The sequence below is a fragment of the Cognataquiflexum aquatile genome (assembly GCF_003316845.1).
Taxonomy (GTDB): domain Bacteria; phylum Bacteroidota; class Bacteroidia; order Cytophagales; family Cyclobacteriaceae; genus Cognataquiflexum; species Cognataquiflexum aquatile.
The window spans coordinates 1,537,355-1,561,098 of record NZ_QMIK01000001.1 but is presented as its reverse complement, the minus strand read 5'-3'; the positions used below and the strand labels follow the sequence as shown (position 1 = coordinate 1,561,098).

Here is a 23,744-nt window from a genome sequence, read left to right as displayed (position 1 = left end):
ATAATTTGCTTAATTTAGCCGAAATTTTGAAAAGGGGCGGAGTTATTCTGGATGGAATCCGTGTGTTGCGGATGCAGTTTTGTTTCTTTGGACCTTTAAGATAAATCATTGTTCTACCTATCTGATTCTTTTAAAAATGACCACAAAAACAGCCAAAATTCTTTATACGCTGACTGACGAAGCACCCGCTTTGGCTACTTATTCTTTATTGCCTATAGTAAAAGCCTTCACTGATTCGGCAGGAATTGTCGTGGAGACTAGGGATATCTCTTTGTCAGGAAGAATTATCGCTTTATTCCCGGAATATTTGGAACCTGGGCAGCGGATCAATGATGATTTGTTGGAATTGGGCAATATCGCCACTTTGCCGGAGGCCAATATTGTCAAGTTGCCTAATATATCCGCTTCCATGCCGCAGTTGAAAGCAGCGATCAAAGAATTGCAGGATTTGGGATATGCATTGCCTGATTATCCTGACGATCCCAAAAGCGAGGGAGAAAAAGCTGTCAAAGCCAAATATGATAAAGTGAAGGGTAGTGCTGTCAATCCGGTTTTGAGAGAAGGCAATTCTGACAGGAGGGCACCTTTGGCAGTGAAGCAATATGCCAAAAACAATCCACACAGTATGGGCAAGTGGTCTGCAGATTCCAAAACACATGTTGCAAGTATGAGTCATGGGGATTTTTACGGAAGCGAGAAATCAGTCACATTGGAAAATGCCGGTTCTGTCAACATCGAATTACATACAGCTGCGGGTAATGTGGTCAAATTGAAAGAAAAGCTCGCCTTGCAAAAAGGGGAAATCATTGATGCCTCTGTGTTGAGCGTTAAAGCATTGAAGCAATTTCTCAAGGAACAAATTGAGGATGCCAAAGCAGCAGGTGTTTTGTTTTCGCTTCATATGAAAGCCACGATGATGAAGGTTTCTGACCCGATTATTTTTGGTCATGCGGTAAAGGTGTTCTTTGCTCCGGTTTTTGCAAAGCATGAATCTGCTTTGAAACAAATCGGAGTGGATGTGAATAATGGTTTTGGGGATTTGGTATCCAAGCTTTCTTCCTTGCCTGCCGAAAAGAAAAAAGAAATTGAAGCTGATATAGAAGCTTGTCTTGCGAATGGTCCGGAGTTGGCCATGGTCAACTCAGACAAGGGAATCACAAACCTGCATGTGCCAAGTGATGTCATCATCGATGCTTCTATGCCTGCAATGATCAGGACATCAGGTAAGATGTGGGACAAACAGGGTAAATTAAAAGATACCAAAGCCGTGATTCCTGACCGCTGTTATGCCGGTATTTATCAGGAGACAATTGATTTTTGTAAAGAAAACGGGGCTTTTGACCCATCGACAATGGGAAGTGTTCCCAATGTTGGTTTGATGGCGCAGGCGGCAGAAGAATACGGTTCGCATAACAAGACTTTTGAGATTGAATCTGACGGAGTGGTTAAGGTTGTTTCTGAGTCAGGAGTGACTTTGATCGAACACAAAGTAGAGAAAGGTGATATATGGAGAATGTGCCAAACCAAAGATGCTCCGGTTCAGGATTGGGTAAAGTTGGCAGTCAACCGTGCAAAAGCCACCGGTGTCCCCACTATTTTCTGGCTCGATGAAAAAAGAGCCCATGATGCTGAAATCATCAAAAAAGTAAATCAATACCTTCCAAGTTATGATACCAAAGGATTGGATATCCGTATCATGACTCCTGCTGCCGCGACACGATTCTCTTTGGAGCAAATCAAAGCCGGCAAAGACGTCATTTCTGTGACAGGAAATGTGTTGAGAGATTATCTGACTGACTTGTTTCCGATTCTGGAATTGGGTACAAGTGCCAAGATGCTCTCAATCGTTCCTTTGATGAATGGAGGAGGCCTTTTTGAGACCGGTGCCGGAGGTTCAGCGCCAAAACATGTCGAGCAGTTGATCGAAGAAAATCACCTCAGGTGGGATTCTTTGGGTGAATTCTTGGCTTTGGCCGTTTCCCTGGAACATTTGGGAGATACTTTCTCCAATGACAGGGCGAAGGTATTGGCAGAGACTTTAGATCAGGCTACAGGCAAGTTCCTTGAGAATGACAAGTCACCTTCAAGAGATGCAAAAGAATTGGATAACAGAGGAAGTCATTTCTACCTGGCCCTGTATTGGGCGGAAGCTTTGGCAGCGCAGGACAAAGATTTGGATCTCAAAACCAAGTTTGGACCTATTGCTAAAGAACTGCAGGAAAATGAATCTAAGATTGTTTCCGAACTCAATGACGCCCAAGGGGTAAAAGTTGATATTGGGGGTTATTATAAACTGGATGAAGCCAAAATCTCCGCTGTGATGAGGCCAAGCAAAACATTCAATACAATCCTTGCAAAAATCTAATTGTGACCAAGAATCAAAAAAAGCGGCTTCAGCCGCTTTTTTTTTGCCTTCTACAGGGACTAACTTGGGTTATTGAAAACTTAATCAAAAAAACACATGAAAATTATGGTTCTGATTATCAGAGATTTGATTTTGGACCCTTTTATCGCAATCGATTGTATTTCGTTGTTATTTTAAAATGTTCATTTTCAAACCTTTAAATATTTTGGGGAGCAAGATATATTTGGTAAATTTAGCCCATTAAAGTGGTCGATTATTTCAATTATTGAGGTTTTGAACTTCAAAAATCCCTTTTTAAATACTAACCAGTACAACAATAAATAAAATAACTATGAGCAAAATTAAAGTAGGAATCAACGGATTCGGAAGGATCGGTAGATTGGTTTTTAGAGCAGCACAGAATAGAAGTGATGTTCAGGTCGTGGCTATCAATGACCTTATCGATGTGGATTATATGGCTTACATGTTGAAATATGATTCTACCCATGGAAGATTTGACGGGAGTGTTTCTGTGAAAGATGGGAAATTGGTAGTAAATGGAAATGAAATCAGAGTAACAGCAGAAAAAAGCCCTTCAAGTTTGAAGTGGGGAGAAGTTGGTGCTGATTATGTTGTAGAGTCAACAGGTATCTTCCTTACCAAAGAAACCGCACAGGGTCACATAGATGCCGGTGCCAAAAAAGTAATTATGTCTGCACCTTCCAAAGACGATACCCCAATGTTTGTTATGGGAGTCAATGAAGGTTCTTATACTTCAGATATGGTATTTGTTTCCAATGCTTCTTGTACCACCAATTGCCTTGCGCCGATTGCAAAGGTGTTGAATGACAATTGGGGTATCGAAGAGGGTTTGATGACCACTGTCCATGCTACTACAGCTACCCAAAAGACGGTAGATGGTCCGTCAGCAAAAGACTGGAGAGGTGGTAGAGGAGCGGCACAAAATATCATCCCATCTTCCACTGGAGCTGCCAAAGCAGTAGGGAAAGTAATTCCTGAACTCAATGGTAAATTGACCGGTATGGCTTTCAGGGTTCCAACTCCAAACGTATCTGTTGTGGATTTGACTGTTAGGTTGAAAAAGCCTGCTACCTACAAAGAAATTTGTGCAAAAATGAAAGAAGTATCTGAAACCACCATGAAGGGTGTACTCGGATATACTGAAGATTCAGTGGTTTCTACAGATTTCAACGGAGATCCAAGAACATCTATTTTTGATGCCGAAGCAGGTATCCAACTGAGTGACACATTCGTCAAAGTAATTTCTTGGTATGACAATGAGTGGGGTTATTCCAATAAAGTCGTGGACCTATTGACCTATATCGCAAGCAAATCCTAATCGGGAAATGTTTTGCAAAAACGGGCTGTCTCAGATGTGGGACAGCCTTTTTTGTTGGTAATTCTCATGAACTTCAAATACCAATCCGTAATTTAGGGTGGATTTTTAAGTTGAAAAATAACCAAACCTTACCCGTACTGTTACTATTCGTATGGACCATCAAATTCCTCTTTTTCCTTTAAAACTTGTTGCTTTTCCCGGAGAACAGTTGAATCTCCATATTTTCGAACCGAGATATAAACAGCTTATCGGAGATATCCTGTCTACAAAGGGTACTTTTGGAATAGCAGTTTACTTGGACAAACTGATGCCTTTTGGTACAGAAGTGGAGTTGGAGGAGGTTTCTAAGGTATATGAAGATGGCAGGATGGATATTAAGACACGTGGGAAAAGGACATTTGAGATTCTTTCATTTGAAAACCCGATGAAAGACAAGTTATATGCCGGAGGCAATGTGGTTTTTTTTGACAATGACCCGAGGGTAGGAGAAAATCAGTATGCCGAATTTATTTTTTATCTTAAGGAGCTTTTTAGATTGATGGAATATCAAACGGAGATAGTTCCCCTTCGACTCAATTCCTTCACCTATGTCCATAAATTGGGATTGAAATTAGCGGAAGAATATGAATTGTTACTGATGACAAAGGAATCAGATAGAATCAGATTCCTGACCACCCACATGATGAAAGTGATTCCCATAATGAGAGACATTGAAGTCGCTAAAAAGAAAATCCAGATGAATGGCCATTTCAAAAATCTTGAACCCTTGGATTTTTAGTCATTATAATCTCGTGATATTGTCTTTCTTGACAAAGGCTACCTTTTCTCCCCAAGTGACCTCATACCACACATCTTTTGTTGATTTGATGATGACCCTGTGTCCCGGTTCCACCACTTCAATTAATTTTCCTCCTGCTGTAGGTTGATCCATAATCAGGGTTGGGCTTCCTGTTACGATTCCTGTTTTGGGTTCCGACAAGAAATTGTTGATGACAAAAACCAAAATGATCAATACCACTGTGGGAAGGTAATACATTGGTTTATCTGCCTTGGTCCTAAATACAAACAGCAGGATCAATGAAAGGAAAAGTAAAAATGAAAAGGTACTGGAAAGCTCGGTTTGGAAATCAGTAATAAATTTAAAAAGTCTGTCACTGTCATCTAAATCGTATCCAATGAGGTTTACTTGTTCCGTCAGGGTTTTGATCTTGCTGATTACTCTTTGATTTGGATTTTGATCGTAATATTTAGCCAATAAGAAACTTGCACTTGAATAATCGCCTTTCCCTTCAGAGATAAAAGCCATTTTTAAAAGCATTGCCGGAGAGAAAGTTTCCTCATTGTTGAGTAAGTCTTCATAAACTAACATTGCTTCTTGGTAATTCTTGGTAGAAAACAAAGAATCTGCTTTTTGGAGCTTGGATATATTGGCCTGACAATTAAAGCTTTGTAAAAAAGCGAATAAAAATATTATAAATTTTGTAAGAAAGATTCGGTTTAGGTTTGGCATTTTAAATTCAGAGGCTTAAATTTGCACTCCAATTACGGGAATGATTTAAAAAAAAACAAATCAAATCGTAACTGAATATCAATCCTGATAACGATCGGAAAGATAAAAAAACGAATGATTTCCTTTCCCGATAGCTATCGGGATGGTAGAGCAAAACAAATGATTCCGTAGCTCAGCTGGTAGAGCAATACACTTTTAATGTATGGGTCCTGGGTTCGAATCCCAGCGGGATCACTGAGAAATCAAAGGGTTTTTCAAAACAGATTGAATAAGTTCGGGGTGTAGCGTAGCCCGGTATCGCGCCACATTTGGGATGTGGAGGTCGTAGGTTCGAATCCTGCCACCCCGACTATTTTGCCGGTCCTGTAGCTCAATTGGATAGAGCAACTGCCTTCTAAGCAGTAGGTTTCAGGTTCGATTCCTGACAGGATCACAAAAAGACTTCAAGAGCATCTCTAGAGAGGGATGCTCGATTTATTAATAGGAGTTTCTGTTCGCATGCCGGATGAATGCCGGGAAGAAACAGCAAAACAAAGGATTCCGTATCCCGATAACTATCGGGACGGTAGAGCAAAACAAATGATTCCGTAGCTCAGCTGGTAGAGCAATACACTTTTAATGTATGGGTCCTGGGTTCGAATCCCAGCGGGATCACAAAAACCTCCACAATCAGGAGGTTTTTTGATTTTTAGGCTTTTGACTTTTCCTCCCCAATTTAAAAAAATCAAATAATGTCAGGATTTTTAGGTTATTTGAATCTAAAAAATTTAATTCGGTTTAAATTTCTGTAACCCTATCTACCTTTTTGAGTAAACTCCATTGGTGTAGATTTGAACCTTCTCCATAACTTGCCCAAATTATGTCTAGAACCATTACCCAAAAAAGAAAACTTAAAGTAGCTATTATCCTGACGGTTTTGATTATCATGATTTTTGGTAAGAATATTCTTGAAAGGAGAAATTTCAATGAACTTGGAAATTCATTTGTGACTTTTTATGAAGACAGGTTGGTGGTGGAGAGTTATATATTTTCGATATCAGAAAAGTTATTCAGAATAAAACTTTTGGTAAACCACTGTCAGTTTGAAAGCGACTACAGTCATGTGGTAGAGGAAATCAGTACCCATGAATCTGATATTCTAAATCTTGTCAAAGAATTTGAAGACACCAAATTGACGATGGCCGAAGCTGGATTTTTGACTGACTTCAAAAAGATTATTCAGGAAAGTTTGAGAATTGCTGATTACCAATCATTGTATTCCGCCGAAACAGGGATAAACGCCGCCAAGGTGAAAGAATACAATTCTTATATTGAAAAAGCTATTTTAGATTTGGAGAGGCTTTCCTTGATCCAAATCGAAGAGGGAAAAAAATTGGCCACCAACGCAGAAAAAGTGGTCAATAGATCAAAAATTTGGGCGCAATTTGAAGTGGCTGCATTGGTAATACTTATTGTGATCATCTACTTGTTGATATACACCTCAAGATCCATCAAATCTAATTTTGTGGAATAAATAAAAAAGGCCTGCATCAAATGTGCAGGCCTTTTAATTTTAGAATACCAATGATTTCATGAATGCGGCATTTTTTTCAGCCGCTTCCATAGGTTTGGTTCCATCAAACCTTTCTTGCTCCACAATAAAATATTTCATCCCGTTGTCCATTCCCGCTCTCAGGATGGTAGGAAAATCCATGATGCCTGTGCCGATTATTGTTGACCCGTTGGGTTCTGAAAATTCCAGGTCACCGGATTTGTCCTTTACGTGACCAAGCGTAAACCTGTTAGGGTATTTTTTGATATATTCAATCGGATCCTTGCCTGCTGTATACACCCAATAGGTATCCATTTCAAAATCTACCAAGTCAGGATTGGTATTTTCCAAGAGATAGTCATGGGGGATTTGGCCATCCAGATCTACAAAAGTATAGCCATGATTATGGTAGGCAAATTTGATCCCGTGCTGTTTACAGATTTCTCCCTGCTTGTTGAAATCATCAGTAATCCTTTTGAAGTCATCCATTGATTTTTGAGGTCCTACCCAAGGGTTGATCAGGTATTTCATTCCGATGGTAGCAGCCTCCTCTGCTTGTTTCTGGAGATTCTCATAAGTGTTTGCATGAGATGCGATGAAGTTAAGCCCTAAGTCATCTGTGAGGCTTTTGAATTCAGTATTTTTCATGCCCCAAAAAATACCTTTTCCTCCGTCAAATCCTTCGATCTGTGTATAGCCAAATCCTGCCACAGCCTTTATTGTCGCCACAGGGTCTTCTGCCATATTTTCTTTGACCGAATACAGTTGAAGGCCAAAGTTATCCAAAATGCCTGCCGCAGCATCTAAGACCGCTTCTGTGAGGGTGTCACTTTCTTTTTTTGGTGCGCAAAATTGTAATGGTAAGAAGGCCCCTACGCCCATAGCTGCACCTAGCTTGATAAATTTTCTTCTGTTTTTCATGTTGGGTTTTGTTTAATTGAGAAGAGACTGTCCGCAGAAAGTCTCTTTTTTTACTAATTAAATGGCGTAAGCTTTGTCTCCCGGCTTGTATTCAATACAAGGATCGTATTTGCCAGGCACTTCGTAATACCTCAATTGTTGGGTAGCACCAACTTCAGAAGTAAAATATCCAAGTACGGTCAAATCCTGAAGCATTTTGATTACCCCTGCATTTTTGTCTTCAGCATCTGCAGTTGCTTTTGCTTTCAGTTCATTGAGGTAGGCAGTACGTTCTTCTAAAGTGGCTTCCATGAAGTCACTTCCTTTGCTTGTTTTGAAATCCTTCCTGATGAAATTCAAACCATCCACAAAAGAGGTTTGCTGCTCGGCATTGTAGGTATCTTTGACCATCATTACCATAAACTCACCTATACCAACAGCTTTGGCACCCGGGGTATCGGTAGTTGGGATGATGGCTTCACCGATTTCATCTAGGAATGCAATGTCCTTTGGCGAAAACTCCAAGCCTACGATTTGGTCTTCTGGGGCACAACCGGTAAGGATAACATTGGCTCCGACCATTGTTCCTCCCATCATCAAAATGACGCTTTTCAAAGCATCTCTTCTATTCATTGCCATGATTCAATTCTTTTAAGATTATAAATTTCCTTTCTTCAGTTCGCTTACAGCAAAATCCACTGCTCTAGCTGTCAAAGCCATATAAGTCAAAGAAGGATTTTGAGCAGCTGCGGAAGTCATACACGCCCCATCGGTGACAAACACATTTTTTGCATCCCACACTTGGTTGTTCCCGTTCAGAACAGAGGTCTTTGGATCTCTGCCCATCCTTGCGGTGCCCATTTCATGGATTCCCTGACCGAAAGTATATCCTGCGTCAAAAGTATTGACATTTTTCAATCCTGCAGCTTCCAGCATTTCGGCAGCGTCATTCATCATGTCAACCCTCATTTTCTTCTCGTTGTCCTTTATCTCGGCGTCCATTTCCAAAATTGAAATGCCCCATTTATCTACTTTGTCTTTGCTGAGTTTGATGGTGTTTTCATGGTATGGAAGAATTTCGCCGAAGGCGGTGATTCCCATACTCCATGGTCCCGGTTCGCTCAAGGCCTCCTTCATGGGTGCACCAAAGTTCATCTCAGCGACATTCCTGCTCCAACCTGAACGGGAAGCGCCGCCCTGATAGCCAAAACCTCTCAAGTAATCTCTCTTGTCTCCATCAATATTCCTGAACCTAGGGATATAAACCCCATTTGGTCTTCTTCCAAAGTAATATTTGTCTTCATATCCTTCCGCAACCCCATTTGCGCCCAATCTGAAATGGTGGTCCATCACATTATGGCCCAATTCACCAGAACTGCTTCCCAAGCCTTCCGGCCAAATATCGGTCGCAGATCTCATCAGGATAGAAGTCGAATTGAAGGCAGATGCACAAAGGAAAATGATCTTGGCATTGAATTCATAGGTCTGGTTGGTCTCGCCGTCAATGATTTCGACTCCGGTGGCTTTTTTGCTGTCTTTGTCATAAATCAATTTGGTGACAATGGACCAAGGTCTCAAAGTTAAGTTCCCAGTTTTCACAGCAGCAGGCATGGTGGAGGCCTGGGTACTGAAATATCCTCCAAAAGGACATCCCAAAGAGCACTTATTCCTAAACTGGCATTGCGATCTTCCTTCCAAAGGTTGGGTCAGGTTGGCAACTCTTCCGATAGTGACGAGTCTTTTTCCGTCAAAAGCCTTCTTTACTCTTTCTGCTACATCTTTTTCTACACAGTTGAGCGGCATGGGTGGCTGAAAATCACCGTCCGGAAGCTGGGCTAGTCCGTCTTTGTTTCCGGAAATTCCGGCGAATTTTTCTACATAAGAATACCATGGGGCCAAGTCTTTGTATCTGATGGGCCAATCCACAGCAATCCCTTCCTTAAGGTTCGCCTCGAAATCAAGGTCACTCAGCCTGTAACTTTGTCTTCCCCAAAGCAAAGACCTTCCTCCGACCTGATATCCCCTGAACCAGGTGAATGGTTTGGTCTCGATATAAGGTGATTCGGATTCGTGTGCCCACCAGTCAAGATTTAGCTCATTGAGTACATAATCTCTCTTCAAATTGGGATGAGCATCGATCATCTCGGTAGTTCTCCTGCCTCTGTGCGGTACTTCCCAAGGGGCTAGTGTCGCTGTTTTGTAATCGGTTTTGTGTACTACATTTGGTCCTCTTTCGAGCATGAGGACTTTAAGCCCTTTTTCTGTCAACTCTTTCGCGGCCCAGCCTCCGCTGATTCCGGAGCCGACCACGATAGCGTCATAGGTATTGTCTGCCATAATTAGTTATTGGTTGTATTTATTTATAAATCACAAATTCTGATGGCTTCGGCAAGTGAAGCCATTTTGTCTGCCTTCTTTGGCACAAATTCCTGACAGAAATACCCTTTATAACCTGTCTCCAAGATCGCTTTTACAATCGGTGGATAATAGATTTCCTGGGTTTCGTCTATTTCATTTCTTCCGGGATTACCGGCTGTATGGTAATGTCCGAAGTATTGATGGTCTCTTTTGATGGTCCTGATGATGTCACCCTCCATGATTTGCATGTGGTAGATATCATAAAGCAGTTTGAGGTTTGGAGAATCTACCATTTTGCAGAGCTCTATGCCCCAAGCGCTTTTGTCACACATGTAATCAGCATGGTCTACCTTACTGTTGAGGAGCTCCATGATGATCATGACATTGTGTTTTTCTGCAGTGGCCATGATTTTTTTGAGACCTTCAGCAGAATTCTTCAGCCCCGTCTCATCATCCATCCCGTTTCTGTTGCCACTGAAAGCAATCAAATTCTTGTAGCCGGCTTTTGCAACCAGTGGAATCACTTCCTCATAGCCTTTGATCAATTGTTCATGGTTTTTGGGATCATTCCATCCTTTGACTATTCCCATGTCAGCGCCATTGCACATTGAGCATTCCACTCCGTGTTTTTGGAGAATGTGCCAGTTGTTTGGGCCTATCAAGTCAATGGCATTGAATCCGATTTTTTTGATTCCAATGCATAACTCTTCGATTGTCATCGGATTAAAGGGCCAATGACATACGGCATGGTTTACATTGCCTTTGAGCTGATATGGAAGGCTTTCAGCATGGGTGCTGACAAGAGGAAGTCCGGTGGCGGCCACTGTTCCCACAAGCATTTTTTTAAGACTGTTTCTTCGGCTGAGTTGGGTCATGATTCAATAGGTTTTATTTCGGGTTTTTTGTTCATTGTTTCATTTTTAAAGAAGATCAGGAAAATCAGTACCACTAATATAGCAATACCGGAGGGAATCATCCAGATGGATTTCCAATCATGTGTACCATCTGCATTCAAATATAAATCAGTGACTTGTCCGGCGACAGCAAATCCTATCAGCATTCCCAAACCGTAGGTTGCCAGGGTGATTAGTCCTTGTGCAGAGGATTGGAATTTCTCTCCTGCCTTCGAATCAGTATAGATTTGGCCGGATACAAAGAAGAAATCATAACAGATACCATGCAGGGCTATTCCGAGGATCAATAAATAAAGTCCATCCCCTGCATCTCCTATTGAAAACAAGGCATACCGGACTACCCAAGCTAGCATTCCGATCATCATGGTCATTTTGAATCCAAATCTTTTGAAGAAAAAAGGAAGCAAAAGAAGGAAGAAAGCTTCTGAGACTTGTCCGATGGTCATTTTTCCGGTAGGATCCGATACGCCGATTTCGGCTAAGAACGGATTTGCATTTTGAAAATAGAAAGCCAAAGGAATGCAGATCAGGATAGAAGATAAAAAGAAGATAGCGTAGTTTTTGTCCTTCAATAATTTCAAGGCGTCCAGCCCGATCAAGTCTCCTATTTTGACTTTTTCGTTTTTATTGGCTCTTGGAGGGGTTTTTGGAAGAGTAAATGAAAATAAGCCAAGAACCAAAGAGGATATGGAGGCCATCAGAAAAGTGTTTTTGAGAAAGCCATTGGACATATTCCCGGCTTCATCCCATAAAAAAACATAACTGATCGAAAGCCCTGCAGCGATCCATCCGATGGTTCCCCATACCCTGATCGGGGAAAATTCTTTTTCGGGATCCTTCATCTGTCTAAAAGAAACAGAATTGACCAAAGCCAAAGTCGGCATATAGAGAACCATGTATCCAAATATGAACGGATAAAACAATTCAAAACTCGTGGCCTGATAGCACAGGTATAGCAACACAGCGCCGATCAAATGGAGGAAGCCCAGAATTTTTTCTGCATTGAAATACCGGTCTGCAATCAATCCGATGATAAATGGAGCGATAATGGCCCCAAATGACTGTGTGGAAAAGGCGGCGGCTATTTGGGTATAGCTTGCACCAAGATTGGTAACCAAAAAAGTACCCATGGTCACATACCAGGAACCCCAAACGAAAAATTCCAAGAACATCATGAAAGAAAGTTGGGCTCTGGTTCCGGAATGCATAATGTCGTGGTTGATTGGTTAAAATCGGATATAACGAAGCGGTAAAGTATCAATTTTATGTTTAAAATTCAGGGATTTTGCCTTAATTTTAGTTTTTCCGAAAGTCCAAATGAAATAAGTCAATAAGCGGTTCAAAACTTTACCACTCATAACATCTTACTGCAATTGGTCATTTATTTCATTTCGTGTTTAAGTGAAAACAAATCATAAATTATCTTACAAGAAATTTAATCCAAAATATTAAACCCTGAAAACCAATAATCCAATATAATATGGCAGCACAGAAAAAACTCAAAATGGGAATGGTCGGCGGCGGTCCAGGTGCATTTATCGGTGCGATCCACCGGAGTGCGGCGCTGATGGACGGTTTGATAGAAATCACTGCGGGCTCATTTAGCAGCAATCCTGAAAAAACCAGACAGGCCGGTGAAGAGCTCATGCTTGACCCATCCCGGGTTTATTCATCCTATGACGAAATGATTCAAAAGGAACTGGCATTGCCCGAATCCGAAAGGATAGACATCATCAGCATCGTCACTCCCAACAATGTGCACTTTGATCCTACAAAGAAAGCTTTGGAGGCAGGATTCCATGTTGTCCTTGACAAGCCAATGACTTTGACTTATGACCAAGCAAAAGAACTTTATAAAATCATCAAGAAAAGTGACAAGCTTTTTTGCCTGACACATACTTACACCGGATATCCGATGATCAAGCAAATGAAGCAAATGATCGCTGAAGGGGTAATCGGGGAAGTCAGGAAAGTCTATGTGGAATATCCTCAGGGATGGTTGCACAAGCTGTTGGAATATGAAAACAAACAGGCGGAATGGAGAACAGATCCTGCCAGAAATGGGAAAGCCGGTTGCTTTGGCGATATCGGAACCCATGCATTCAACCTTGCTGAATATGTCTCCGGGATCAAAGTAGCAAAAATATGTGCCGACCTTGACATCAAGGTGAAAGGACGCCCGATAGATGACGATGGAGCAGTTTTGATGCGATTTGAAAACAACGCATCCGGAATCCTGACAGCATCCCAAATAGACGCCGGTTGTGAAAATAACCTCAAAATCCGTGTTTATGGAGAAAAAGGTGGGTTGGAATGGATGCAGGAAGATAATAATACCCTGAGACTAAGATGGTCTGACAGGCCGGATGAAATATACCGTGCAGGAAACGGCTATTTAGGTTCCATGGCCAATGAAAATACCAGAACTCCGGCCGGTCATCCGGAAGGATATATTGAAGCTTTTGCCAATATTTACAGAAATTTCGCAAGGTGCATTTATGCGTTGAGAAAAGGGGAGGAACCCAAAGCCGAATGGTGGGACTTCCCCGGTGCAGAAGATGGAATCCGTGGCATGGCCTTTATCGAAAATGTCTTGGCAAGCTCGGCTTCCGATCAGAAATGGACACCTTTCAATGTGGAGTTTTAGGGGTGAAGCGAGAATAATGTATCAAGTATCAAGTACTAAGTACCAAGTACCAAATTCGCTTGTAGCATTTGTCATCTTCCTCTAAACTTTGAAACTTTATAACCTTCTAACATTATAATTTTCCAATTTTCTAATTTTCCAATCTTTAATAAATAAACCTATGAAAACCATAAAAGGACCTGCAGTTTTTTTGGCACAGTTTGCCGATGACAAAGCACCGTTCAACAGCCTGAAAAGTATTTGTGAGTGGATGTCAGCAGCCGGATACAAAGGTGTACAGATTCCATCTTGGGATGGAAGATTGATCGACCTCCAAAAAGCCGCCGAAAGCAAAACCTACGCCGATGAAATCAAAGGCATCGTCAATGCCACAGGCATGCAAATCACTGAACTTTCAACCCACCTTCAGGGTCAGTTGGTGGCAACCCATCCTGCTTACAACGAGCTTTTCGATGGCTTTGCTCCTGCAAACCTTGCCGGAAATCTCAAAGCAAAATCTGAATGGGCAACCCAACAGCTGAAATTTGCTGCAAAAGCCTCCTCCAATCTTGGACTAAATGCACATGCTACTTTCTCAGGCGCATTGATGTGGCAGACAGTATATCCTTGGCCACAGCGTCCGGCAGGTTTGGTCGATACAGGATTCACAGAATTGGCAAAAAGATGGATGCCCATCTTGGATACTTTTGAAGAATATGGCGTCGATGTCTGCTATGAACTCCATCCCGGAGAAGATTTGCATGACGGAATTACTTTCGAGATGTTTTTGGAGAAAGTTAACAACCACAAGCGCGCAAACATCCTGTATGACCCAAGTCATTTTGTATTGCAGTGTCTTGACTACCTTCAATTCATTGATTTCTATCACGAAAGAATCAAGATGTTCCATGTCAAAGACGCGGAATTCAATCCAACCGGCAAGCAGGGCGTCTATGGCGGATACCAAGGATGGGTGCAGCGTGCCGGAAGATTCCGTTCCTTGGGAGATGGTCAAGTAGATTTTAGTGGTATCTTTAGCAAACTTTCGCAGTACGACTACTCAGGTTGGGCGGTACTCGAATGGGAGTGTGCCATCAAACATCCCGAGCAGGGAGCACTTGAAGGAGCTCCATTTATTGCGGACCATATTATCAGAGTCACAGAAAAAGCTTTTGATGATTTTGCTGCAGCCGGAGCTGACGAGGCTTTCAACAAAAAAATCCTAGGAATTTAAATTACCATTAACCTATATTTTATGAAACTGATTAAATCATTGACACTTGGCTTGATAGCCGCATCCGCATTGACTTACTCCTGTGGAGGAGGTTCTACTTCCGAAACGGCCACCACGGAGACCGCGGTCACCACTCCTCCGCCTGCTGCTCCCGTTAGTTTGGAGGAAAAATACAAAGACGACCCGATCTTCATCGCAGGTCAAGCAAAAACCAAAGAGGCAGGCTGTACAGCATGTCACATGGTAGAAAGAAAAATTGTAGGACCATCTTACGCCGATGTAGCTGCAAAGTATGAAAGTACTCCTGAAAATATCGCTTTGCTGACCAAGCACGTGATAGAAGGACATGTAGGTACTTGGGGAGAAATCGCAATGACTCCGCATCCACAGCTTGCTCCTGCAGATGTGGAAGTTATGGTGAAATATGTTCTCCTTTTGAAGAAATAAAAATGAAAAAACAAGCATTTATATTCCTGATTTCAGCTTCCCTGGCATTTGCCTGTGGGGGAAACCAAGAGGCAACCGAAGAAACTGAGGTTGCAGAGGTAGTTGAAACTGTTGCTCCTGAATCTGAATGGATCAGCCTATTTGATGGAACCTCATTTAACGGATGGTCCAAATATGGTGGGGGAGAAGTCGGCAAAGCCTGGAAAGTTCAGGATGGCGCCATTTACCTTGATGCCACCAACAAAGCCGGCTGGCAAACAGGTGACGGTGGTGACATCGTGACCAATGAGGAGTTTGACAACTATCACCTACAGGTAGAATGGAAAATAGCTCCAAACGGTAACAGCGGTATTATATTCTTTGTGCATGAAGCGCCGGAATTTACCTATCCTTGGAATACCGGCATGGAAATGCAGGTTCTGGACAATAATGGACATCCTGATGCCAAGATTGTCAGCCACCGTGCAGGGGATTTGTACGACCTGATTGTCAGCAGTGAAGAGACTGTCAAGCCTGTTGGAGAATGGAATCTTGCCGAGATCATTTCCAAGGATGGCAAGCTCGAACTTTATCTTAACGGTGTCATGATCGTGTCAACCACACTTTGGACTCCTGAGTGGGAAGCATTGATCGCCAAAAGCAAATTCAAAGACATGCCAGGTTTTGGTACATTCAAGAAAGGTAAGATCGCACTTCAAGACCATGGTGATGAAGTTTGGTTTAAAAACATCAGAATAAAAAAGCTGTAGATTTCTATAAAAATCATAAAAAAAACCCGGGCAAATGCTCGGGTTTTGTTGTTTTAGGGGGAAAATTCTTTTTTCCGAATACAATTGTTTGGAAGTTTTTTATTTCCCTGGTAGCCTGAATACTAAACCTCCATCAAATCCAAACTGGAACATAGTAGAATAGGTTGCAACCCCTGCACTTGCACCACCTGTACCAAAAAATAATCCACCCCCTACTGATTGTACGGCTGAGAATAAAGATGCCTGAATTCTTAAAGCTACATTTTCAGATACCCAGAGGTTAGATCCTCCTCTGATATTCCATGCAAATTTTGTCCCGTTGTTGGCATTTCCTGTGTCCGGATTTCTAACATCAAAAATCCCCATACCTAGACCTCCTCCAACAAATGGTTCGACTGTTTCATTGACCGGAATATAATTGGTGAAATTCAACATGATCCAGTTGATTCCTACCTCAAAATTTGAAGTATTAAGTCCCCCACTGCCAATATTTGGATCCCTGTATGTTGTTGGTGCAGTGGTATCCTGCCTTTTATACTGGAGTTCGATGGCACGGTTGCCGGGGACAGCATACTCCAATCCCACACCCCATCTGAATCCATCTTGGATTTGTCCTTGGACATAAGAATTTGCAGAATAATAATTGTCAAAACTGTCCGGGAAGACATAACCCGCATAGGTATTGACACGAATTCCCTGTGCAAATCCAAATCCACTCACTAGTATAAATACGATAAGAATAATTGATTTTTTCATTTTTAAATAGGGTTTATAAAGTTGTTCTCTTATTGATTTAATTTAAAACTATGGAAGCGTCATTTTTTATCAAACTTCATTAATTTTTTTAAAATAATTATCTGATTTATAAAAAAACGTTTTCCACCATTGACAGGTAATGATGTTTATTTCTTGGAAACATGGTCATTATCAGGATATAATTCTGAAATATTTTATTCTTTAAAATAGGAATGGGCAACATCATATAGTATTGGAGGATGGTTTAATAAACCATTTTACTCTTTCTTTTTTCCGGTAAAGGTTCCCTCAGCCATCGTTCCCAATTTCACTTTTCCCTTCATTTCATTTCCGGTCACTGTACCGTCATATTCGATGATTTCTCCACTTATGCTGAATTCAAGGTGAATGGTATTGCCTTTGAGTGTTCCTTTTACTTCGGAATCTCCCAACTGACCGGTATAGGTTCCCTTCAGGTTGGTGGCGTCCACGTGGTCAAGTACAAATGTCGGCGAACCGCTCCCCATATTTGTCTCAACATTCATAATCCACTTTCCTTTTACATTTGTGGCGGTTTGTGCCAATAGAAAATCAGTTTTTACTACAAATAATAAGATGAGAATAAAGGCTAATTTTTTCATTTCAATTGATTTAAGTGAAAGTCTAATTTAAGAAAATTCTGATATTATTTTATTTCACTTTTATGCTCCTTGGGTAAGTTTCTGATTTCTGCCTTTGATTTTTTTTCAGATTTGACATTCCCCTGGTGGCAACATCCAATTAGTAGTTTCTTGAGAAACTACCTGAAGAGATCGAATTGAAGGATTTAAGCCATAGCAGCCTTTTCCTGCTTTTCTAATTTTCTGACTACCATCAATAGAATCAGCCCGATGGAAAACCAAATGGCCAAAGCAATGATCGAATTGCGCATGCTGCCGGTGAGGTTGTCCATAAATCCCCACATGACGAGTCCGCACATCATGGCCAACTTTTCGCAGACATCAAAGAAGCTGAAGTAACCTGCGTTGTTTTCTGTTTTTGGGATAAACTTCGCATAAGTCGAGCGGGACAAGGACTGTATTCCTCCCATTACCATCCCAATAAAGAAGCCTGCGATGTAAAAGTGGAAGGCGGTTTGAATAAAATAGCTGCCGATGCACACGAAAATCCAAATAGTCACTGCAATAGTCAGAGCCTGAAGGTTTCCCATCTTTTTGGAAATCCATGCAAACAAGAACGCACCGATAATTCCTACATATTCCAATAAAAGGATAGTAATGATCAACTGTGTCATGCCCATGCCGACTTCCTTTTCCCCAAATGATGCAGCCATGAACATTACCGTCTGTACCCCCATGATATAGAAGAAAAAACTCATCAGGTACATCTTTAATTTTGGGTCGTTCTTAAGTCTCCCCCAGATCTTGGCCAATTCCCGGTATCCGTTGAGGAGAAACTTTCTCTCTGTCGTGGTTTTGGAATAGATTCCTTTGGGAAGCTTTCGAAAAGTTACCTGCGCAAATCCAAACCACCATATGCCTGTGAGCAGAAATGAAACCCTGGGGAGTAGGGAACCATCTTCTACACCAAGCGCATCTTGATTGAGGATGGCGGCAAGATTGAGGAGTAGTAGGGTCGTAGAACCGATATAGCCAAAAGCATAGCCTCTCGCACTGACTTTATCCTGTTGGTCTTCGGTGGCAATTGCAGGAAGGTAAGAATTGTAAAAAACGATGCTACCCGAATAGCCGATCGTCGCCAGCATCATGAAGGCCAATCCGAAGTGAACCATTTCGGGGCCATCAAAAAAGAAAAGAGATGAACAGCCGATCGCTCCCACATAGCAAAAGAACTGCATAAACCTTTTTTGATTGCTGTAATAATCCGATATCGAAGACAGGAGTGGAGAGACCAGGGCAATGATTCCAAAAGCAATACCGAGGTTGATTGAGTAAGCCGCTGTATTTTCGATCTCCAATCCGAAAACCGTGATTTTGCTGCCGGCGTCGGTGGTAGTAATCGAATTGTAATAAGCCGGGAAAATCGCCGAGGCGATCACCAAAGAATAAGCGGAATTGGACCAATCATACATGGCCCAAGCACGAATCGTTTTTCGGTCATTCTTTGCGATGACCTGACTGTCTTCTTTCATCTGATTTGGTTATTGGGCTAGTGGTACCCAATGAAGATAAAAAGAATTTTGTCCAAAAAATAGAAGAAGGAATCAGAACAATCATCGCAAACCCAATACCTGATTTTTTTTACGAAAGGAACCAGATATTTTTAGGCAAGCTTCAGTTTCAAAGAAAAAAGGTAATTGAAATAAGGGATTTTCTTCATGATATAAATGACAAGCAAACTTAGAAACAGTATGGCCCCTGCAAAAACCATTCCCCCGAAAAACGTGCTGAAAAAGCTAAATTCCATGAAAAATGGTTTGATCAAAGCGCCGACAATTCTATGTAGAAGATAGATGCCCAAGGTATTTTTACTGACATGTCGGATTACTTTTCCTGAAAGGCCACGGTTATTGTATTGCATGGAAAGGATAAAAATGGATACGACCATGACCAAAGCAAAGACAGAATCAAACGCTTCGAAGCCAATGTCCCAGGTTTCCCCTTGTCTGAATGAAATAAGGACACCATAGGAAAACAACAAAGCCATAGACACGGGGATTGCTATCAAGGACAGTATCCGGTTTCTGTTGGTGAGGATGGAATCTTTCATAGAGAATACAATTCCCCCCAGCATGAAATAGCCGATAGAAAAACCATAGATTCCGCTGAAAGCATTGAACCCGCCAAAGTAATTGAGGAAAAAATAAGTGTTCAAAAATTTTCCCGAAACGGTGCTTGCTACATTCAGCAGAAGCCCGATGAAGGTGTTGCCAAATGACAAAATCATCACACAGGCAAAAAAGAAATAGAAGTAGTTCTTTTTGGTTTTGAATGCCAAAAAAAGCATAGGGAAAAAGATATAAATCACCACAAGTGCTTCCAAAAACCAAAGGTGGTTTACCCATCCGGTTTTCAAAGTATAGATATCCTTTATGATTCCAGATACAGAAATACTTTCACCATATATCAGAGAAAGCGAAATCATAGTAATGAATCCCCAAATAATAACCAAGATGACTGTTTTTAGGATCTTGGACACATGGGCTTTAAGACTTAATCCTGATTTGTTGAATAGCAAAGCGCCATTGATAAAAAAGAAAATCGGCACGCATGTGCTGAAAATGGAGAAAATAAAGAAATTGGAATAAGCCCCCGTTTTTCCTGTCCCAATAAAGTCAACTTCCATAATCGGGAAATGGTAAATCAAGACAAAATAAATGGCCATGGCTTTCATTAAGTCCAAACCATCTTATTTCACACTTTTGTTCAGTGCAGGTGTAGGCTGTTGCATTATATAATACTTATGCGTGGCAGGAAGCTGAAAAACTGGTTTGGGTCAGCTTTTTATCCGATGGATAATTTTCAATCAAAACTAAATCATATTGGCTTAACTTCCAAAATAGGGTTTTGATTAATGTTTGGATATAAATAAGTAAAATATATCATTAAGCCGGATTATTATTAATTATTGGAGTATTGAGTCAATGGCAAATGAAGATAGGTCAATTATGCGGCATTCCATCCAAATCAAAAAAATCTCCCCGGGTTCTATCCAAGGAATTTGAAATCAAAGCAAAATTTTCTGAATTCGCTTTCAGGTCAATGTACTTATCGACAATCCTCCGGTTCTTATAAATGATGAATGTGTTCTCTGTTTCAGGATTGATCTTGTTTAGGTTAGCCTCTGTTTTGGAATCACTGAAGGAGGGAACGAAAGTCAAAGCAGTCCTTTGAAGATTCAGTTCTCTGCCAATGGTTTCAAGTTCATTGGCCCTTATTGATTTGCTATATGCGTTTTCATTTCCATATACAAAATAAGCTTTGAGATATTTTTGTCTCGACATGCTCTGTAATTCCAAAAACCCAAGCCATTTTTTGATGTCGTCCCAATCAGGATTATTTCCCACGAAAAAAACGATCCCGTGGTACCTTCCATACTTGCAGACTGGACAAGCCTGGCTTCCCTTATCCGGCCCAAAGGCGTGGAATGGGATAAAAGAGGGTTGGTCTTCGCCAATGTTTAATCCTGACTTCTTGTTCGAAACATCTTTTTGGGGATAATTGGGGATATTCAATCCAAGGATGATGTCATGTTCGGCGATCTGCAAATTGCCTTTCAAAAGCACCCTTACGATTCCGCTTCCTGCCCGGTTTTCGGGTGGATATTTTTTCATAAAGGGAATCAAAAGCGGATCATCATCAAAAACGACATCATCGGTATAGTACTCATTTTTGATATCAGGTTCTTTGATTGAAAGGTGAATATGTGCAGGCAAATCCTCATTGGGATAAGGGGCAGGTCGGATCGTGTAGATGCTGTATTTTCCGTTTTCATCGGATTTTACCCAACCTCTAAGCCTTCCATGACTTTTTGCTTTTGGATCAGTTTCGGTGTCCGCAGTATAATATCCTCCGGTGTCGGTGTGCCAATAATAGATAATGATATTTGGAGCCGGAGTCTTTCCACCAGGTTCGAAAACAGTTCCTGTCAATAGAAGCTTTTGTCCTTTTTCTTCGTACCAACCGGCACTGGTGTCTGTTGCGTTTATTTCTTTTGGAATGCCGACATACATCAATTCGCAGCCGTCACAACCTCCTCCGACCGGACCTTTTCTTTGAGATGGATTGGAAATGTTTTCAGTACTTTCTGTTTGGCCTTTGCAGCCAAAAGCAAAAAACACGAGTAACAACCAGGTTAGTGTTCCCTTTTTCATTTGATTTTTTCTGTAAAAATCAGTCATTAAAAACCTGGATTGCAAATCAAAATCGACAACAGGATGGAATTATAGCTTATCCTGAGTAAGGATTTCAAGTTTGCTTTTGAAATCCTTTGCAAAATTCCTACTGAGTCTGAGTTCTGTTCCGTCATCCATCGTCACATCATAATCCCCGTTCTGTCGGGATTTATAGGATTGGACATGAATCAGGTTTACAATTTCAGATTTGTGAATCCTGACAAAAAATCTGAGGTCCAGTTTTTCAGAAAGGGATTTGAGTGTGATGTTGCAAAGGTGTTTTTTGTCTTTGTAATGGACATTGACATAGGGGGGGTTGGCAGAAAAATAGAACACATCTTTAGTGGGAATTTGGAGTTGTTTGTTTCCTTCCCTGACTTTTAGACTGGTCAAAAAATCATTTGCTTCTTTACTTATTGAGTTATTTTGACTTTGGAAATCCCTGATTCTATCCCTAAAAAAGGCATACAGACCGATCGGAATGGTGTATAAAAGAAAAATTTTAAAGAAATGTTGGGTCAAGCCAAATTCAAAAGTCTGCCCAAACTCAAAGGTATGAGTATAAAATACGGACGAAATGAGCCATACCAATCCGGGAAAAGCAAAAAGGTGGATGATGATCGGAATGAGAACAATAAGGGCAAATCTTACTTTGGTTTTGTGGGTTTCCAGAAGACTCAGCTGTCCATACCAAAGCGGTAAAAAAATCCACCAATACGAACTGAACAACAAAGATTCCGAAAGGTAAAAGCCGTAGTTTTGAAATCTGGATTCCAGAAAATCAATCAATACAGTCAGCAAAATACAGGTGACCAAAAACCCAAACAAGACAAATATTTTCCTTTGGGAAAATCCAAATTGCGAAAGTGTCAGGGTTGGTTTCATTTTATTTTTTGAGTTTAATGAATAAAATGACAATCAAATACTCATTCTGCATCCTCCACATACCTTTTGAAATTATCAAGAATAGACTGACAAAAAGCCTCTTGAACATCTAGCGGAGTATGGTTTTCGGGTTCAAATGACTCTGTGACTTTGACGCCTTGCGGAGTCTCTTCGTAGTCCAATTTTGTTTTGCGGCCATCAGCACCTACATGGCTGATTTCTTTGAATGGGATGATGTTGTCATAAATACATTCGTAATCAAAACCGTCACTTTTGTCAAGGGCTTCCATCTTCAGGTACAATTTCCCGCCAACCCGAAAGTCATTTTGGGCAATCGGGGTGTGCCATTCATTAGAGATAATGTTCCAGTTCTTGATGTGGTCAGGATCGATCCAAAGCCCCCAAACCTTGTCGATGGAGGCATTGATGAAAACTTCTCCTTTTAAACATTCTTTGGATTTTTTCATTTTAATATAAAGGTTTTGGCTTAGTGAATCCATTAAATTGAGGATTTACTTTTCGGATATTACTGTTCTAAATTTTCTCAATTAATTTCACTATTCCAATTCACTAATAAACCTTTGTGTGTTTTCATGACTGTCTGTAACAGATCCGAAGCAGACTTCATCCTCCACCGATCCCTTTCATTTTCCATTGGTAGATTTTGGAGTTTCGGGGCTGTTATTTTAAAAGTCAATGCCCTATATTACAGCAGTATTGCATCCCGAAATAACATTTATGGACAGAAGAAAATCGCTTAAAATCCTTGGAGGTACTGCAGTGGGTATCGCAGGGTTGGTTCTTGTGGACTGGAAATGGCAGCTCGTCGACCAGTTGACACACAAAGGTTTTTTCTCTTTCAAGGAAGAGCACCTGATCACTGCTATCGCGGACACGATCATTCCTGCAGGATTGCCAACCAAATTACCTACCCCGGATGCCCAACCTATCGGTGCACTGAGTACCGGCACGGACAAGTATCTGATCAGGCTTTTTGAGCATTGCTACGAAAAGGAAGATCAGGATATGATCAAATCCCAATTGGCCTCACTTGCAGAAAAGTCAAAGACAACACTCGGTAAATCTTTTGAAAAAGGTACTCAAGAGGAGCGTGAAGGGCTTTTACTTTCCTTGGCTTCCTCTGAAAATGAGGAAGAGAAGAAGTTTTTTGACCTTATAAAATCACAGACCATCACAGGATTCACCACAGTCAAGGAGGTGATGGTAGATTACCGTGGCTACAAGATGGCTCCGGGCTATTTCCATGGATGCATCGATGTAACTTCCCAAGCTTAA

General features: G+C 41.2%; 22 protein-coding genes and 4 tRNA genes. 13 read left to right on the top strand and 13 right to left on the bottom strand.

Features of this window, described 5'->3' with window-relative positions; all coding sequences use genetic code 11:
• Positions 1 to 136: 136 nt before the first annotated feature.
• The 3 genes from DQW11_RS06330 to DQW11_RS06320 all read left to right on the top strand — a co-directional run bounded on the left by DQW11_RS06330 (position 137) and on the right by DQW11_RS06320 (position 4,482).
• The gene (locus tag DQW11_RS06330) at positions 137 to 2,365 is read left to right on the top strand and encodes an NADP-dependent isocitrate dehydrogenase (RefSeq protein WP_113923104.1); all 2,229 of its coding nucleotides are present in this window, start codon (positions 137 to 139) and stop codon (positions 2,363 to 2,365) included.
• A 331-nt stretch (positions 2,366 to 2,696) separates the two neighbouring features.
• Positions 2,697 to 3,704 (top strand): type I glyceraldehyde-3-phosphate dehydrogenase, encoded by a 1,008-nt coding sequence (gene gap / locus DQW11_RS06325; protein WP_113923103.1) that lies wholly within the window; start codon positions 2,697 to 2,699, stop codon positions 3,702 to 3,704.
• Positions 3,705 to 3,855: 151 nt separating this feature from the next.
• The gene (locus DQW11_RS06320) at positions 3,856 to 4,482 is read left to right on the top strand and encodes an LON peptidase substrate-binding domain-containing protein (RefSeq protein ID WP_113923102.1); all 627 of its coding nucleotides are present in this window, start codon (positions 3,856 to 3,858) and stop codon (positions 4,480 to 4,482) included.
• A gap of 3 nt (positions 4,483 to 4,485) precedes the next feature.
• Here the strand turns inward: DQW11_RS06320 and DQW11_RS06315 are convergent, their stop codons facing one another.
• Positions 4,486 to 5,103 (bottom strand): tetratricopeptide repeat protein, encoded by a 618-nt coding sequence (locus DQW11_RS06315; RefSeq protein WP_317047871.1) that lies wholly within the window; start codon positions 5,101 to 5,103, stop codon positions 4,486 to 4,488.
• A 272-nt stretch (positions 5,104 to 5,375) separates the two neighbouring features.
• Here DQW11_RS06315 and DQW11_RS06310 point away from each other — a divergent pair.
• From DQW11_RS06310 to DQW11_RS06290, 5 genes are all read left to right on the top strand, one after another.
• Positions 5,376 to 5,448: transfer RNA gene (locus tag DQW11_RS06310), tRNA-Lys, on the top strand.
• Between the two features lie 41 nt (positions 5,449 to 5,489).
• A tRNA-Pro gene (locus DQW11_RS06305) sits at positions 5,490 to 5,563 on the top strand.
• Positions 5,564 to 5,573: 10 nt separating this feature from the next.
• Positions 5,574 to 5,647: transfer RNA gene (locus DQW11_RS06300), tRNA-Arg, on the top strand.
• A 148-nt stretch (positions 5,648 to 5,795) separates the two neighbouring features.
• A tRNA-Lys gene (locus DQW11_RS06295) sits at positions 5,796 to 5,868 on the top strand.
• Positions 5,869 to 6,073: 205 nt separating this feature from the next.
• Positions 6,074 to 6,727 carry an MCP four helix bundle domain-containing protein gene (locus DQW11_RS06290; protein WP_113923100.1) on the top strand — a complete coding sequence of 218 codons (654 nt, stop codon included), beginning with the start codon at positions 6,074 to 6,076 and terminating at the stop codon, positions 6,725 to 6,727.
• 39 nt (positions 6,728 to 6,766) lie between these two features.
• Here the strand turns inward: DQW11_RS06290 and DQW11_RS06285 are convergent, their stop codons facing one another.
• Genes DQW11_RS06285 through DQW11_RS06265 form a run of 5 tightly spaced genes read right to left on the bottom strand, consistent with a single transcriptional unit; the run spans position 6,767 to position 12,125 of the window.
• Entirely contained in the window at positions 6,767 to 7,666 is a 900-nt protein-coding gene (locus DQW11_RS06285; protein ID WP_113923099.1) for a sugar phosphate isomerase/epimerase family protein, read from the bottom strand.
• A 57-nt stretch (positions 7,667 to 7,723) separates the two neighbouring features.
• Positions 7,724 to 8,284 (bottom strand): gluconate 2-dehydrogenase subunit 3 family protein, encoded by a 561-nt coding sequence (locus DQW11_RS06280; protein ID WP_113923098.1) that lies wholly within the window; start codon positions 8,282 to 8,284, stop codon positions 7,724 to 7,726.
• A gap of 18 nt (positions 8,285 to 8,302) precedes the next feature.
• Positions 8,303 to 9,982, bottom strand: a complete 1,680-nt coding sequence (locus DQW11_RS06275) for a GMC oxidoreductase (protein ID WP_113923097.1) — start codon at positions 9,980 to 9,982, stop codon at positions 8,303 to 8,305.
• A 23-nt stretch (positions 9,983 to 10,005) separates the two neighbouring features.
• On the bottom strand, positions 10,006 to 10,878 hold the full coding sequence (locus DQW11_RS06270) for a hydroxypyruvate isomerase family protein (protein WP_113923096.1): 873 nt from the start codon (positions 10,876 to 10,878) through the stop codon (positions 10,006 to 10,008).
• Entirely contained in the window at positions 10,875 to 12,125 is a 1,251-nt protein-coding gene (locus DQW11_RS06265) for a nucleoside permease (protein WP_113923095.1), read from the bottom strand. The genes DQW11_RS06270 and DQW11_RS06265 overlap by 4 nt, the downstream gene beginning before the upstream one ends.
• Positions 12,126 to 12,397: 272 nt before the next feature.
• Between DQW11_RS06265 and DQW11_RS06260 the strand changes: the two genes are divergently transcribed.
• The 4 genes from DQW11_RS06260 to DQW11_RS06245 all read left to right on the top strand — a co-directional run bounded on the left by DQW11_RS06260 (position 12,398) and on the right by DQW11_RS06245 (position 15,973).
• Entirely contained in the window at positions 12,398 to 13,564 is a 1,167-nt protein-coding gene (locus DQW11_RS06260) for a Gfo/Idh/MocA family protein (RefSeq protein WP_113923094.1), read from the top strand.
• A 160-nt stretch (positions 13,565 to 13,724) separates the two neighbouring features.
• Complete coding sequence (locus DQW11_RS06255) at positions 13,725 to 14,777, top strand: sugar phosphate isomerase/epimerase family protein (protein WP_113923093.1); 1,053 nt, start codon at positions 13,725 to 13,727, stop codon at positions 14,775 to 14,777.
• Between the two features lie 21 nt (positions 14,778 to 14,798).
• Positions 14,799 to 15,224, top strand: a complete 426-nt coding sequence (locus tag DQW11_RS06250) for a c-type cytochrome (RefSeq protein ID WP_113923092.1) — start codon at positions 14,799 to 14,801, stop codon at positions 15,222 to 15,224.
• Between the two features lie 2 nt (positions 15,225 to 15,226).
• Complete coding sequence (locus DQW11_RS06245) at positions 15,227 to 15,973, top strand: 3-keto-disaccharide hydrolase (protein ID WP_113923091.1); 747 nt, start codon at positions 15,227 to 15,229, stop codon at positions 15,971 to 15,973.
• Between the two features lie 99 nt (positions 15,974 to 16,072).
• Here the strand turns inward: DQW11_RS06245 and DQW11_RS06240 are convergent, their stop codons facing one another.
• The 7 genes from DQW11_RS06240 to DQW11_RS06210 form a co-directional block, all read right to left on the bottom strand.
• Positions 16,073 to 16,729 (bottom strand): porin family protein, encoded by a 657-nt coding sequence (locus DQW11_RS06240; RefSeq protein WP_113923090.1) that lies wholly within the window; start codon positions 16,727 to 16,729, stop codon positions 16,073 to 16,075.
• A gap of 257 nt (positions 16,730 to 16,986) precedes the next feature.
• Positions 16,987 to 17,349 (bottom strand): hypothetical protein, encoded by a 363-nt coding sequence (locus tag DQW11_RS06235; RefSeq protein ID WP_113923089.1) that lies wholly within the window; start codon positions 17,347 to 17,349, stop codon positions 16,987 to 16,989.
• 185 nt (positions 17,350 to 17,534) lie between these two features.
• Positions 17,535 to 18,860, bottom strand: a complete 1,326-nt coding sequence (locus DQW11_RS06230) for an MFS transporter (RefSeq protein ID WP_113923088.1) — start codon at positions 18,858 to 18,860, stop codon at positions 17,535 to 17,537.
• A 131-nt stretch (positions 18,861 to 18,991) separates the two neighbouring features.
• Entirely contained in the window at positions 18,992 to 20,062 is a 1,071-nt protein-coding gene (locus tag DQW11_RS06225; RefSeq protein WP_113923087.1) for an acyltransferase, read from the bottom strand.
• Between the two features lie 268 nt (positions 20,063 to 20,330).
• Positions 20,331 to 21,542 carry a dioxygenase family protein gene (locus DQW11_RS06220; RefSeq protein WP_113923243.1) on the bottom strand — a complete coding sequence of 404 codons (1,212 nt, stop codon included), beginning with the start codon at positions 21,540 to 21,542 and terminating at the stop codon, positions 20,331 to 20,333.
• Between the two features lie 69 nt (positions 21,543 to 21,611).
• Positions 21,612 to 22,448, bottom strand: coding sequence for a LytR/AlgR family response regulator transcription factor (locus tag DQW11_RS06215; RefSeq protein WP_113923086.1), 837 nt, complete (start codon positions 22,446 to 22,448; stop codon positions 21,612 to 21,614).
• Between the two features lie 41 nt (positions 22,449 to 22,489).
• Positions 22,490 to 22,915 carry an SRPBCC domain-containing protein gene (locus DQW11_RS06210; protein WP_113923242.1) on the bottom strand — a complete coding sequence of 142 codons (426 nt, stop codon included), beginning with the start codon at positions 22,913 to 22,915 and terminating at the stop codon, positions 22,490 to 22,492.
• Between the two features lie 229 nt (positions 22,916 to 23,144).
• On the opposite strand from DQW11_RS06210, the gene DQW11_RS06205 reads away from it, so the two are divergent.
• Complete coding sequence (locus tag DQW11_RS06205; protein WP_232826686.1) at positions 23,145 to 23,744, top strand: gluconate 2-dehydrogenase subunit 3 family protein; 600 nt, start codon at positions 23,145 to 23,147, stop codon at positions 23,742 to 23,744.